The following is a 12,994-nucleotide window of genomic DNA, read 5'->3' on the forward strand; positions in this document are numbered from 1 at the left end:
CCGACGGCGGTGCGCGGCGCGATCAGCCGACCATCTTCTTCCCGCGCGCCGCCCGCTGGGCCTTGATCATGGAGAAGCGCTCGGCCTGCTTCTGCTTGTCACCGAAGACCAGCTCGGAGATCGTGTCGTAGAAGTCCTCCGGCCGGGGCAGGTAGCTGATGCGGTTGAGCGCCTGGATCTGCCCCGCCGACTCGACGACCATCGTGCCGTAGCCGAACATGCGGCCCCAGAAGGACCGCTCGTAGGTGAGGTCGGTGACCTTCGTGATCGGCATCATCAGGACCTTCGTGGTCCACACCCCGGTGGTCATGATGAACCGCTTGTCGGTGACCACCAGCCGTTCCACCCACCACTCGATGACCTGGTAGGCGAAGCGGAGCACCACGAACAGCGCCGCGTACCACAGCACGTTCTGCAGCACCCACATCGCGGGCGGCAGGATGTACGAGACCATGACGCAGATCGCGATCAGCGCGACGGCCTCGAACATGTCCCAGATCAGGCACGCCCAGTGCCTGCGGATGCGGATGACCCTCCGCTCCGTGTCGAGCAGATACTCGTCGGGGTCGCGCGGCGCGAACATACGCTAAGGCTAACCCCTGTCAGCTGAACACGTTGCTCACGAACGTGATGACCGACTCGGCCGCGTCGCGGAGGAAGCCGATGATGTTGTTCACGAGGCCCGCCGCGTTTCCTGGTTGGGCGATCACGAAGAAGAGGACCAACGCGATACCAGCGATTGTCGCAAGCTTTTTCGCGTTCACGGCGATCAATCCCGTCTCTCGAGTGCAGACCTGTCCGGCAAGGTGCCACTAAGTTTGTACCGCACTGCACAGCGTTACGGGAGGAAAGTCCGTCGCTTGGGTCAGTAGACAGCGGAAATCACATTCGATAACTACCCTCCGTGATCACACGGAGCCGTTGTCCGCCACACGCTCCGGTCAGGGCTCCATCCGGGGCCCGGTCTCGGGCACAGTGGGAGCATGACCGGTGCCGCCGCCGACACAGCCGACGAGGACTTCGTCTTCAACCCGTTCGCCCCGGGCTTCACCGACGACCCGTACCCGCACTACCGCGAGGTGCGCGAACGCGTCCCGGTGCACCACCACCCGCTCGGGTTCTGGCTGCTCTCGCGGTACGCGGACGTGTCCGCACTGCTGCGGGCTGGCCTTTCCGTCGACGCGCGGCACGCCACTCCCGGTCCGCTCGGGCAACTCTACGAGGAGCTCGGCGCGGACCTCGGCGACCGGCGCGCGGGCGGGATGTCAATGCTCGACAAGGACCCGCCCGACCACACCCGGCTGCGGCGGCTGGTGTCGAAGGCGTTCACCCCGCGCGCGGTCGAGGCGCTGACCCCCGGGGTCGACACCCTCGTCGACGAGGCGCTCGACCGGATCGCCGACGCGGGTTCCGCCGACCTCGTCGAGGCGCTGGCGTTCCCGCTGCCGTTCGCCGTCATCTCGCGGATGCTCGGGATGCCGCCCGCCGACCACGAGCGGCTCCGCGGCCTCACCGGCCTGCTGGTCCGCTCGCTGGAGCCGGTCACCGAACCCGACGTGGTGCGCGCCATCGCGGCCGCCGACGCGGAGCTCACCGCGATGACGGCCGACGTGGTGGCGTGGAAGCGCGAGCACCCCGCCGACGACCTGCTGACCGCGCTGATCACGGCCGAGGACAACGGTGACGTGCTCGGCGACGACGAGCTCGTCGCCCAGGTCGTGCTGCTGTACGTCGCCGGGCACGAGACCACGGTGAACCTCATCGCGGGCGGCACGCTGGCGCTGCTGCGCCACCCGGACCAGCTCGCCGCGCTGCGCGCGGACCCCGGGCTGATCGGCAACGCCGTCGAGGAGCTGCTGCGTTACGACAGCCCCGTGCAGAGCAGCAGGCGGATCACGCTGGCGCCGTACCGCGTGGGCGACCGGGAGATCCCGGCCGGCTCGTTCGTACTCGCCAACCTCGCCGGCGCCAACCGCGACCCCGCTTTCTTCGGCACCGACGCCGACGAGCTGCGGCTCGGCCGGCCCGACGCCCGCCAGCACCTGTCGTTCGGCGGCGGCCCGCACCACTGCCTCGGCGCCGCGCTCGCCAGGCTGGAGGCCAGGACGGCCATCGGCGGGCTCGTGCGGCGCTTCCCCGGCCTCGCGCTCGACGGGGAGGTCGCCTGGAACGGCCGCATCAACCTGCGCGGCCCCGAACGGCTCCCGGTGCGGGTGTGAGCACCGTGCGCTGCGTCGGCGCGATCGTGCACGACGACGCGGGCAGGCTGCTGCTGATCCAGCGGGCACACGAGCCGGCCAGGGGAAGGTGGTCACTGCCGGGCGGGCGGGTCGAGGCCGGGGAGTCCGACCCCGACGCCGTCGTGCGGGAGCTGCGGGAGGAGACCGGGCTGAGCGTACGACCGGGCCCGCTGGTCGGCAGCGTCGCGCGCGGGCCGTACGAGATCTTCGACTACGCCTGCGAGGTCGCGGGCGGCAGGCTCACCGCGGCGGACGACGCCGCCGACGCCCGCTGGGTCGACGCGGCCACGTTCGCCGCCATGGAGCGCGCGGGCGAGCTCACCGACGGCCTGGCGGGCACGCTCCGTGCCTGGAACGCCCTCCCCCGCACCTGACCTGCGCCGGGACGATCGGCTCCGCCGCTCAGCCCTGGACGCGGTTGGCGTGCCCTGCCCACTCGCGTTCGCGCAGCTGGAACTTCTGGATCTTGCCGGTCGACGTCTTCGGCAGCTCGGCCACGAACTCCACGGCGTCCGGCACCTTGTAGCGGGCGATCCGCGCGCGGGCGTGCTCCCGCAGCGCCTCGGCGTCCACCGACTCGCCCGGCCTGGTCACCACGTAGGCCTTCGGCCGCTCGCCCCACTTCTCGTCCGGGACGCCGACGACGGCCACCTCGTGCACGGCGGGATGCGAGTCCAGCGCCGCCTCGACCTCGATCGTCGAGATGTTCTCCCCGCCGGAGACGATGATGTCCTTCGCCCGGTCGCGCAGCTCGACATAGCCGTCGGGATGCCACACGCCCAGGTCGCCGGAGTGGAACCAGCCGCCCCGGAACGCCTTCGCGGTGGCCTCCGGGTCGGCGAAATACCCGGACATCACGTTGTTGCCGCGCATGACGACCTCGCCCATGGTGGCGCCGTCGCGCGGCACGTCCCGCATCTCGTCGTCCACCACGCGCACACCGTCGGTGACGACCATCCCGACCCCCTGCCGCGCCAGCAGCGCGCTGCGCCGCTCCACGTCGAGCCGCGCCCAGCCGTCCTGCCACTCGCACACCGTGTACGGGCCGTAGGTCTCGGTGAGCCCGTAGACGTGCACCAGCCGCGCTCCCAGCGCCGACATCCGCCGGATGACCGTGGGGCTCGGCGGGGCACCCGCGGTCGTCACCACCACCTCCCGGTCGAGCGGGTGCGCGGCCTCGTGCCCGGTGATCGTGTTCAGCACGGTCGGCGCGCCGTTGAGGTGGGTGATGCCCTCGGTGTCCAGCAGCCGCCAGATCTCGGCGCCGTCGACCGCGCGCAGGCACACGTGCGTGCCGCCTGCCGCCGTGACGCCCCAGGTGGTGCACCAGCCGTTGCAGTGGAACATCGGCAGCGTCCACAGGTAGCGCGACTCGGTGGTGTGCCGGGAGTGGATCACCTCGGCGAGCGCGTTCAGGTACGCGCCCCGGTGGTGGTACATCACGCCCTTGGGCCTGCCCGTCGTGCCGGACGTGTAGTTGATCGAGATGGTGGCGCGCTCGTCGGCCACCGTCCACGGCAGTGGCTCGTCCGGCCCGGCGCCGCCCCTGGCGAGCAGGTCGGCGTAGGAGATGCCGCCGACGGCGGGGTCCGGTCGCGCGCCGGAGACCGGGTCGGTGACCGTGACGATCTCGCCGACCGGGGCGTCCGCGGGCACGGAGCCGTGCAACGCCGCGTCCACCACCAGCACCTTCGCGCCGGAGTGCGCGAGGATGTAGTGGATCTCGGCGGGAGCCAGCCGCGTGTTCACGGCGACCAGCACGCCACCGGCCAGCGGCACGGCGAAGTGGGCGACGAGCATCTCGGGAATGTTCGGCAGCAGGTAGGCGACGCGGTCCCCGGGCTCGACCCCGGAGGCGCGCAGCGCGTGGGCCACCCGCGTGGCCTCGGCCGCGAAGTCGCGGTAGCCGATGCGCCGGTCACCGTGGACGATCGCGGTCTTGTCGCCGAACACCTCGGCGGAACGCTCCAGAAAGGACAGCGGGGTGAGCGGCGTGTACCAGGTCTCGGGTTCGGGTGTGGCGCCCATCACCCCATCCTCGCCACCGCCCGCGCGGCTCACAATCTCCGGCTGGAGACCGGGTCCCGGGATCTCAGGAGGCCACCCAGGTCATCCGGCCCCCGTGCGGCGCCACCAGGGCCAGTGCCTGGCCGCGCGGCACGCCGCCGTCCCACGTCGCGACGCCGAGCACGGCCTGCTGAGTGCGGTCGAAGGCGAGGTCCTCCCGGCCGGGCAGCACGTACCGCAGCGCCGCGTCGTACACCTCCTGGCTGACCCACCACAGTGGACGGCCCGAGGCCAGATCGCCGAGCGCGTCCACGAGTCCCGCCCTGCGCTCCTCCGGCAGGTAGGCCAGCAGGTGACTGGTGAAGACCACCAGCGGCAGCTCGGCGGGCACCCGCCCGGCCGCCGCCGCCAGGTCGTCCACGGCGTCACCGGCCACCAGCTCGGGCGGGTTCCTGCGCTGGGCGGCAGCCGCCGTGCGCAGCAGCCGGATGCGCTCCGGCTGGTCGGCCCACACGCACGCCTCCAGCCAGGCCAGCTCCTCCTCGTCGGAGGCGTCGACCGGGGAGCGGTCCAGACCCACCTTCGCCCCCGTGGCCAGCTTCTTCGGGATCTTCGGCAGCGCGGCGCCGCCGGCCAGCTCCAGCGAGGAGTGCAGGCCGACCGCGGCCTTCGCCGGGCCCGCGGCGAGCTGCTCCCCGCCCTCGCACTGGTAGCGGTAGGCGTAGGTGTCCATACCGAGCAGCAGTCCGGCGCTGCACCCCACCTCCAGCAGCCCGACCTTGCCCCGCGCCTGCCGCGCGGCCAGCGCCACGGCCGGGTACAGCGCGGCGGCCCGGCGCACCTCGTTGGTCTGCGTGGACCGCGTCCGGACCAGCTCGCGCACCCGGTCGGCGCGCTCCAGCAGGAACGCGCGGAACATCGGCCACGTCTCGGCGTCGACCCCGTCGAACCCGCCGAGCGACGGGTAGTACCGCGACAGGTCGTGAACGGGCTCGGCCTGGATCAGCCGGTGCGCGGCGGCCAGCAGCAGGGTGGGACGCGCGTCCGGCTCGGGCGCCTCGGCGAGCAGCGCCGCCACGTCGGTGTCCTCGGCAGCCCGTGCCGCGAGGTGCTCGTAGAGGGGCGACAGTCCCGCGGCCTCGCGCTCGGCGAACCGGCGCAGGCGGGTGCGGACGAGTTCCAGGTCGGTCATGCCGGCTCACTCATGGGGAACCGGGCGCCCGGGCTGCTCGCCGCCGCGCGCCTCGCCGTACGACCGCTTCGGCACCATCACCTTGCGGCGGAACGTGCACACGATCTGACCGTCCTGCTTGTACCCCCGGGTTTCCACGTACACCACCCCGCGGTCGTCCTTCGACTTCGAGGGCGTCTTGTCGAGCACCTCGGTCTCACCGTAGATGGTGTCGCCGTGGAAGGTCGGCTTCACGTGCCGCAGCGACTCCACCTCCAGGTTCGCGATCGCCTTGCCCGAGATGTCGGGCACCGACATGCCCAGCAGCAGGGAGTAGACGTAGTTGCCCACCACCACGTTCCTGCCGAAGTCGGTGGTCTCCTCCGCGTAGTGCGCGTCCATGTGCAGCGGATGGTGGTTCATCGTGAGCAGGCAGAACAGGTGGTCGTCGTACTCGGTGACCGTCTTGCCCGGCCAGTGCTTGTACACCGCACCGACCTCGAACTCCTCGTAGTACCGCCCGAACTGCACCTGGGATCCTCCTCGCTGGAAAGCCGGACGTGCCGGAAGTAACGTCACACCGCCCTGCGGCGACATACCCTGATGTTGAGGAGTACCCTCGACTATCGGGACAGATCCCGTCAACGCGAGCAACACCACGCCCGCCGGCCGAAGGAGGTGAGGAACGCACGATGAGTAGTGGCGATAGTCCGCTCCCTAGTAGCACCAGCGTTCCCGCGTCCAGTTCCGGCGAAGCCTTCTTCCTGGCTCCGTAGTCCGGCTGCGGCCGGGACGCTGGTAGTGCCGAGCGGACCCCTTTCCGCACGGCGCGTCGTCATGGCCAACGACGTCACAGCCAGGAGATCCCCATGCCCGCGATTCCTTCCCTCGGCGGCCTGCGCGGCCGGGCCAACGGCCGTGCGAACCGCACCGTACGGCCCCCCGTGCCCGTGCCGCTGTCGGCGTACGTCGTCGACTGCGGGGTGTACGTGGGCGGCGAGCGTCTCCCCGGCCGCTGGACGCACACCGAGGCCGTCCAGGAGGTCCGCTCGCGCGGTGAGGGCTTCGTCTGGATCGGCCTGCACGAGCCCGACGCCCACCAGATCCAGGGCATCGCCGAGACGTTCGGACTGCACGAGCTGGCCGTCGAGGACGCCGTGCACGCCCACCAGCGGCCCAAGCTGGAGCGGTACGACGACACCCTGTTCATGGTGTTCCGCACCGTGCGCTACGTCGAGCACGACTCGCCGACCACGGCCAACGAGATCGTCGAGTCCGGCGAGCTCATGGCGTTTCTCGGCACCGACTTCATCATCACCGTGCGGCACGGCAACCACGCCGGCCTGACGCACCTGCGCCGGGAGCTGGACGGGAATCCGGAGCGGCTGGCCTCGGGCCCCGCTTCGGTCCTGCACGCCATCGCCGACCACGTCGTCGACCACTTCCTCGATGTCACCGACCGCATCGAGGACGACATCGACGAGATGGAGACCGAGGTCTTCGCGCCGCGCACCAGGGTGACCTCCGAGCAGATCTACCTGATGAAGCGCGAGATCCTCGAGCTGCGCCGCGCCGTCGCACCGCTGGCCACGCCGCTGCGCAGGCTCTCGGAGGGCTACTCGCGACTGGTGCCCGCCGAGGTGCACTCCTACTTCCGCAACGTCCACGACCACGTCACGACGGTCGCGGAGCGGGTGACGGCGTTCGACGAGCTGCTCACCACGCTCGTCGACGCCACGCTGGGAAAGATCACCCTCCAGCTGAACTCGGACATGCGCAAGATCACGGCGTGGGCGGCGATCATCGCGGTGCCCACCGCCATCGCCGGGATCTACGGCATGAACTTCGACTACATGCCGGAGCTGAACTGGCGCTACGGCTACCCGGTGACCATCGCGGTCATCCTCGGGCTCTGCCTGCTGCTCTATCGAATATTCCGGAAGAACCGATGGCTTTAGGGCGTGTCTCCCGGTCTTCCGCCGTCGCGCCGCGCTGACACCGCGGTGCGGCAGGCCACGGGACTGGGAGAGACGCCCTGGGCCGTCGGCCCCGCCTCCAGTCGTCCTTCCGCGATCTTCGACCAGCAAGGGAGTTCCGCCATGGCACGGATGCTCACCAACCTCAAGTTCTGGGGCCTCGCTTGTGCCCTGACCTGGCTCGTCATCGTCACCGTCATCATCACCAAGAACCCCGACGCCGCGCTGACCACGCACTGACGGCCGTACGCTCGGGCCATGCCCAGGGCCCTCGTGGTCGCCGACGAGGTCGACGAGCGGCTGTGGACCGACCAGGTCCGCGGCCTCCCCGTCGACCTCGTGCTGGCCGCGGGGGACCTGCCGTTCGACTACCTCGAGTTCCTGGCCTCGGCGCTGGACCGGCCGCTGGTGTTCGTGCCGGGCAACCACGACCCCGACCTCTCCGGCTTCACCCGCTCCGCCGGCCTGTCGCTGCGCGCCGGCTTCCCCGAGCCGTGGCCGGGTCCGGTGGGCGGGGTGAACGCCGACGGCCGGGTGGTCGACGTCGCCGGGCTGCGCATCGCCGGCCTCGGCGGTTCCCCGCGCTACCGCGAGGGCCCCAACCAGTGGACACAGGCGCAGCAGGCCCGCCGGGCACGGCGGCTGGCCGTCCGCGCGTGGTGGCGGGCGCGCCGGGACGGCCGGCACGTCGACGTGCTGCTCACCCACGCTCCGCCGCGTGGCGTCGGTGACCGCGAGGACCCGGCGCACCGCGGCTTCACCTGCCTGCACCGGACCGTCGAGCGGCTGCGGCCCGCCTGGCTGCTGCACGGGCACGTCCACCCGCACGGGGAACGGCCCGCCGAGCACCGGATCGGGGATACTCGGGTGCGCAACGTCGTGGGCAGGCACGTGCTCGAACTCGGCAGCGGAGGTTCTCCGTGAACAGGGACACCGGATTCCCCAGGGCCGACGCCGAGCACGACTTCCTCCGCGCCCGCCGCAGGCAGGTGCTCTCGCGGCTGGCCGCGTGGCTGCGCCGGGAACCCGACGACGTCAACATCATGCTGCCGTTCGACGAGGTGATCGCCGCGCTCGGCTGGGACGGCGAGCGCAGGATCGGGCTGCGGGTGATCCGGCTGGCCTCGATCGTCGGCAGCGTGGACCGCGGCCGCGACTTCGACCGCCGGTTCCGGCCCACGTCCGGCCGCGTCCGCCAGCGCTGGGAACGGCTCGCGCTGGCGAGCAGGCGCGGTGAGGCGATTCCACCGATCGAGGTGTACCGGGTCGGCGAGCTGCACTTCGTCGTCGACGGCCACCACCGGGTGTCGGTGGCGCACGCGCTGGGGCTGGCCACGATCGACGCCTACGTCACCGAGGTGCGGACCAAGCTCGACCCGGCCGGCATCCGCTTCCGCGGCGACCTGATCGTCAAGGACTATCGCAGGCTGTTCCTGGAGCGGGTGCCGCTGACCGGGCAGGCGCGGGCGGCGATCGTGCTCACCGACCCGTGGGACTACGCCAGGCTGGGCGAGCACGTCGAGGCGTGGGGCTTCCGGCTGATGCAGGACGAGGGCACGTTCCTCGACCGCGCCGCCGTCGCCGCCCGCTGGTACGACTCGGAGTACGTGCCCGTGGTCCGCATGGTGCGCCAGGCCGAGCTGGTCGGCGAGCGCACCGAGGCGGAGGCGTACCTGTGGGTCGCGTGCGAGCGCTACCGGCTCATCCGCACCCACCGCTGGGACGACGACGTGATCGAGGCCCTGCGCGTCCAGCGGCACTGAGACTTCTACTCCGATTTCGCCGTAGATTCGAGAAGTCTATTCTGTGGTGATCGGGGTAGTATCGGACCTGCACCCGTACCGGGGAGGGCACCGTGAAGTTCAACACCGACGACATCGTGAGCGTCACCGACGCCGCCAAGACCTTCTCCAGCCTTGTCCGCGACGTCACCGAGACCGGTCGCAACTTCGTCGTGGTCAAGAACAACAAACCCGCCGCCGTCCTGGCCGACATCGGCACCTTCAACCGGCTGGAGCGGATCGAGGAAGCCGAGGAGAACCTGCGGCTGTTGAGCATCGCCCTCGCGCGCACCATCACCGACTCCGGCCGACGGCACGATCTGACCGATGTCGCCGCGGAGTTCGGCGTCGACCTCGACGAGGTCGACGCCGAGGACGAGGACGACAGGACCTGAGCGCGGATGGCACGGGTTCAGCTGACCGACGACGCCCGGGAGGACCTTCGCGACCTGGACGGTTCGGCCAGGGTCGTGGTGCTGAAGGCGCTCAGGAAGCTGGAGCACGAACCGGAGAAACGCGGTGAGCCGCTGGGCTCACGCCCCGGCGGGGACCTGACCACCTTCCGCAAGCTGGTCGTCGGAAACCGCGCCTTCCGGATCGTGTACCGCGTCGAAGCCGACGGGACCGCCGTCGTGGTGTGGGTGATCGGGCCTCGCGCGGACGCCGAGTGCTACAACCTCGCCGTCGCCAGGCTCCGCATGCACGGCGACCGGGAACTCGCGAGGCTGGCCCGGATGCTGCTCGACGCGGCGTTCGCCCAGGAGGACCGTCCGGGACCGGTCAGCGAGTGAGCCGCCCCGCCGCACGGCGGGGCTCCGCGGCCGGGCGCTCAGGATGTCCCGGCGGTCCTCGCGGCGCGGCGCAGCCGCCTGCGCTCGATGGCGTCGGGATGGTGCCGGGCCAGCACCGCCACCCCCGCGATCGCGACCACACCGCACACCACCAGCCGGGTGAGCAGGCCGGCCTCCACACCGCGGGCCTCCCCGAGCAGGAAGAACCCGATCGCGGTGGCGACCACCGGGTTCAGCACGGTCTGCGAGCCGACCACGACATCGGGCGGGCCGCTCGCGTAGCCGAGCTGGATGAGCCAGGATCCGGCGAGGAAGGCCAGGACCAGGCCGGCCAGCGACAGCAGCGGCGTCGCCGCGAGACCCTCGGTGCGCACCGTGAACGTCACGTCCCGCACGAGCACGGCCACCAGCCCGTACGCGGCACCCGCCGCCATCGCGAGCGCCATGCAGCGCACTGTGCCCTGGGTGCCGAACGCGAGCAGGCACAGCACCAGCACGCCGAGGCCGACGTACTGCCCCGCGCTGAGCACGGCGCTGGGCACGATGTCCCGCTCCTCCACCACGGCCCCGGCCGTGCTGGACACGAACAGGGCGATCGCGGCCGAGGTGGCGGCGACCGCGATCCAGCCCGCGACGTCCAGCTCCCGCGCGTTGAGCAACGCGACCATCGGCAACGCGAGCACCACGATCGGCGCGACCACCGTGACGGGGGCGAACGTGAGCGCCAGGATCTGCAGCACCGCGCAGGCGAACAGCACGAGGAAACCACGCAGCCACTGTGGGTTGCGCACCAACCTGCCGAGCTTGCGCAGCGTCAACCCGCTCTCGGTGGTCTCCGCGCGCACCCCGCGGTGCTGGAGCTGGGCGCCGACCGCGCTGCAGGCGGCGCCCAGCACCGCGCAGACGATCGCGACCAGCATCATGACGTCTCCCGGGAAGCCGCGTACTCCCCACCAGCGTCCCGCACGGCGGTCTCGGCGCGCGCGGCGGCGGGCCCGGCGGTCACCCGGCGGGACGCCAGCGCCGACCGCAGCAGCGTCACCGCGAGGACCACGAGCATGCCCAGCTCCACCGCGAACAGGGCCCGCTGGACCAGCCCCGAGATCCGCCGCAGGTCGAGCACCGCGGGGAACTCCCACCACGGCAACAGGTCGGGCAGCCGGGCGACCAGGTAGCCGAGGGCCAGCGCGACCCCGCCGAGCGCGAGCCCGCGCACGATCCGCGCGGCGGTGGCCCACCCCCGTTGCCCGGCGAGCGACCTGGCCAGCGTCAGCCCGGCCAGCGGCAGGGTCACGAACAGCGAGGCACCTGCGAACTGGTGGATCCAGCCGCTCGCCGTCTCGATGCGCGGCGCGTTGTCCGTGGGGAACAGCGCGCACAGCACGAGCGCCACCGACCAGGCGACGAACAACAGCACCGCGGGCGTCCCCAGGCGGACACGCAACTGGGCCATGCCGACCAGGAGGGTCACGGTGGCGGTGGCGACCATCCCCAGCGTGGCGTCGAAGACGTCGGCACCCCGCTCCACGAAGACGTAGTAGCTGACGGCCCGCGACAGCGGGTCGACCTCGTCGACGAAGCGGACGTTGAGATACGTCATCGCCAGCACGGACCGGGCAAGCCCGAACAACGCCAGCACGGCCAGCGCCCCGGACACGACGGAGAACGCGCCACTCCAGCGGGCGCGGCGCTCGGAAAGCTCCCCCTGCTCGTGCACGCTCCGACCTCCCTGCTCGCAGCAACACGGAGATCGTGGCACCTGTTCCCTGAGAATCCGCCCAGGCGCGCTCGTGAGTGGCAACCGTGGCTCTAACCACGGTTGCCACTCACGAGCCGGGGCGGCCGGTCAGCCGGAGTAGGTCAGGTTCCGGCCCGAGGACGGGTCGAACAGCTGGAGCTTGTCGGTGTCGAACCAGACCTCGACGTTGTCGCCCTCCCTGGCCGCCGACGACGCGGACAACCGGGTGACGATGGTCGAGCCGCTGCCCGGGACGTCCGAGGCGCCCGCGTCGGCGGCGAGCTCCTGCAGCTCCGCCGTGCTCGCCAGCGGAGCCTCCACGGTGAAGTAGGCGTACTTCTCCGAGCCCATCGACTCCAGCACGTCGACGGGGGCCGTGAACGTCGCGCCCTGCCCGCGATGACCCTCCTCGAGCAGCGCGGCGTCCTCGAAGTGCTCGGGCCGGATGCCCGCGATCACCTCCCTCGGCGCGTCGGCGGCCTCGACCAGCCTGCGGATGCGGTCGCCCAGCGGGATGGTGCCCAGCGGGCTGCGCAACGCGCCGTCCTCCAGGCTCGCGGGCACGAAGTTCATCGAGGGAGACCCGATGAACCCGGCCACGAACAGGTTCGCGGGCTGGTCGTAGAGGAACTGCGGGGAGCCGATCTGCTGCACCACGCCGCCCCGCAGCACCACGACCCGGTCGCCGAGGGTCATCGCCTCGGTCTGGTCGTGCGTGACGTAGACGGTGGTGGTGCCCAGTTGCTTCTGCAGCTTCGACACCGACGTCCGCATCTGCCCGCGCAGCTTCGCGTCCAGGTTGGACAGGGGCTCGTCCATCAGGAACGCCTTGGGGCTGCGCACGATCGCCCTGCCCATCGCGACCCGCTGCCGCTGGCCACCCGACAGGTTCGACGGCCTGCGGTCGAGGTGCTGGGTCAGGTCGAGGATGCTCGCGGCCTCCTCGACCTTGGCCCGCACGGACGCGTCGTCCATCTTGGCCAGCCGCAGCGGGAAGGCCATGTTCTCGCGCACGCTCATGTGCGGGTACAGCGCGTAGGACTGGAACACCATCGCGATGTCCCGGTCCTTCGGTGCCTTCTCGTTGGCCCGTACTCCGTCGATGCGCAGCTCGCCGTCGGAGATGTCCTCCAGCCCCGCGATCATGTTGAGCGCGGTGGACTTGCCGCAGCCGGAGGGGCCGACCAGGATGACGAACTCGCCGTCGGCGATCTGGATGTCCATGTCGGACACCGCACGCGCCCCGTCCGGGTAGGTCTTGGTCACCTTGTCGAGCACGATCTCAGCCAT

General features: G+C 71.3%; 15 protein-coding genes. 7 read left to right on the forward strand and 8 right to left on the reverse strand.

Features of this window, described 5'->3' with window-relative positions; genetic code table 11:
• Positions 1–22 precede the first annotated feature (22 nt).
• Together B0I33_RS26120 and B0I33_RS26125 are read right to left on the reverse strand one after the other, a co-directional pair.
• Entirely contained in the window at positions 23–583 is a 561-nt protein-coding gene (locus B0I33_RS26120) for a PH domain-containing protein (protein ID WP_106181542.1), read from the reverse strand.
• A 19-nt stretch (positions 584–602) separates the two neighbouring features.
• Positions 603–764, reverse strand: a complete 162-nt coding sequence (locus B0I33_RS26125; protein ID WP_181193459.1) for a hypothetical protein — start codon at positions 762–764, stop codon at positions 603–605.
• Between the two features lie 219 nt (positions 765–983).
• Here B0I33_RS26125 and B0I33_RS26130 point away from each other — a divergent pair, with 219 nt between their 5' ends.
• Both B0I33_RS26130 and B0I33_RS26135 read left to right on the forward strand, forming a co-directional pair.
• Positions 984–2,219 carry a cytochrome P450 gene (locus B0I33_RS26130; protein WP_106181544.1) on the forward strand — a complete coding sequence of 412 codons (1,236 nt, stop codon included), beginning with the start codon at positions 984–986 and terminating at the stop codon, positions 2,217–2,219.
• Positions 2,216–2,614 carry an NUDIX hydrolase gene (locus B0I33_RS26135; protein ID WP_106181545.1) on the forward strand — a complete coding sequence of 133 codons (399 nt, stop codon included), beginning with the start codon at positions 2,216–2,218 and terminating at the stop codon, positions 2,612–2,614. Before B0I33_RS26130 ends, B0I33_RS26135 begins: the two co-directional genes overlap by 4 nt.
• Positions 2,615–2,642: 28 nt before the next feature.
• Here B0I33_RS26135 and B0I33_RS26140 read toward each other — a convergent pair whose 3' ends face one another.
• The 3 genes from B0I33_RS26140 to B0I33_RS26150 all read right to left on the reverse strand — a co-directional run bounded on the left by B0I33_RS26140 (position 2,643) and on the right by B0I33_RS26150 (position 5,949).
• Complete coding sequence (locus B0I33_RS26140) at positions 2,643–4,268, reverse strand: acyl--CoA ligase family protein (protein ID WP_106181546.1); 1,626 nt, start codon at positions 4,266–4,268, stop codon at positions 2,643–2,645.
• A gap of 64 nt (positions 4,269–4,332) precedes the next feature.
• Positions 4,333–5,439 carry a DUF2332 domain-containing protein gene (locus B0I33_RS26145; RefSeq protein ID WP_106181547.1) on the reverse strand — a complete coding sequence of 369 codons (1,107 nt, stop codon included), beginning with the start codon at positions 5,437–5,439 and terminating at the stop codon, positions 4,333–4,335.
• 6 nt (positions 5,440–5,445) lie between these two features.
• Positions 5,446–5,949, reverse strand: coding sequence for a MaoC family dehydratase (locus B0I33_RS26150; protein WP_106181548.1), 504 nt, complete (start codon positions 5,947–5,949; stop codon positions 5,446–5,448).
• A gap of 338 nt (positions 5,950–6,287) precedes the next feature.
• Between B0I33_RS26150 and corA the strand changes: the two genes are divergently transcribed.
• The 5 genes from corA (at position 6,288) to B0I33_RS26175 (ending at position 9,966) form a co-directional block, all read left to right on the forward strand.
• Positions 6,288–7,376: a magnesium/cobalt transporter CorA gene (corA, locus tag B0I33_RS26155; protein WP_106181549.1), complete on the forward strand. Its 1,089-nt coding sequence runs from the start codon at positions 6,288–6,290 to the stop codon at positions 7,374–7,376.
• A 276-nt stretch (positions 7,377–7,652) separates the two neighbouring features.
• Positions 7,653–8,318, forward strand: coding sequence for a metallophosphoesterase family protein (locus B0I33_RS26160; protein WP_106181550.1), 666 nt, complete (start codon positions 7,653–7,655; stop codon positions 8,316–8,318).
• Positions 8,315–9,157: a ParB N-terminal domain-containing protein gene (locus B0I33_RS26165; RefSeq protein ID WP_106181551.1), complete on the forward strand. Its 843-nt coding sequence runs from the start codon at positions 8,315–8,317 to the stop codon at positions 9,155–9,157. Before B0I33_RS26160 ends, B0I33_RS26165 begins: the two co-directional genes overlap by 4 nt.
• Before the next feature lie 92 nt (positions 9,158–9,249).
• The gene (locus tag B0I33_RS26170) at positions 9,250–9,570 is read left to right on the forward strand and encodes a type II toxin-antitoxin system Phd/YefM family antitoxin (RefSeq protein WP_106181552.1); all 321 of its coding nucleotides are present in this window, start codon (positions 9,250–9,252) and stop codon (positions 9,568–9,570) included.
• Positions 9,571–9,576: 6 nt separating this feature from the next.
• Positions 9,577–9,966 carry a type II toxin-antitoxin system RelE family toxin gene (locus B0I33_RS26175; protein WP_106181553.1) on the forward strand — a complete coding sequence of 130 codons (390 nt, stop codon included), beginning with the start codon at positions 9,577–9,579 and terminating at the stop codon, positions 9,964–9,966.
• Positions 9,967–10,004: 38 nt separating this feature from the next.
• On the opposite strand, the gene B0I33_RS26180 is transcribed toward B0I33_RS26175, so the two are convergent.
• The 3 genes from B0I33_RS26180 to B0I33_RS26190 all read right to left on the reverse strand — a co-directional run bounded on the left by B0I33_RS26180 (position 10,005) and on the right by B0I33_RS26190 (position 12,994).
• A complete protein-coding gene (locus tag B0I33_RS26180) occupies positions 10,005–10,889 on the reverse strand; it encodes a DMT family transporter (protein WP_106181554.1) in 885 nt (294 codons plus the stop codon).
• Positions 10,886–11,683 carry a DUF998 domain-containing protein gene (locus B0I33_RS26185; RefSeq protein WP_245901087.1) on the reverse strand — a complete coding sequence of 266 codons (798 nt, stop codon included), beginning with the start codon at positions 11,681–11,683 and terminating at the stop codon, positions 10,886–10,888. Before B0I33_RS26185 ends, B0I33_RS26180 begins: the two co-directional genes overlap by 4 nt.
• A 129-nt stretch (positions 11,684–11,812) precedes the next feature.
• Entirely contained in the window at positions 11,813–12,994 is a 1,182-nt protein-coding gene (locus B0I33_RS26190) for an ABC transporter ATP-binding protein (protein WP_106181555.1), read from the reverse strand.

It is taken from the genome of Prauserella shujinwangii, from assembly GCF_003001955.1.
Lineage (GTDB): Bacteria > Actinomycetota > Actinomycetes > Mycobacteriales > Pseudonocardiaceae > Qaidamihabitans > Qaidamihabitans shujinwangii.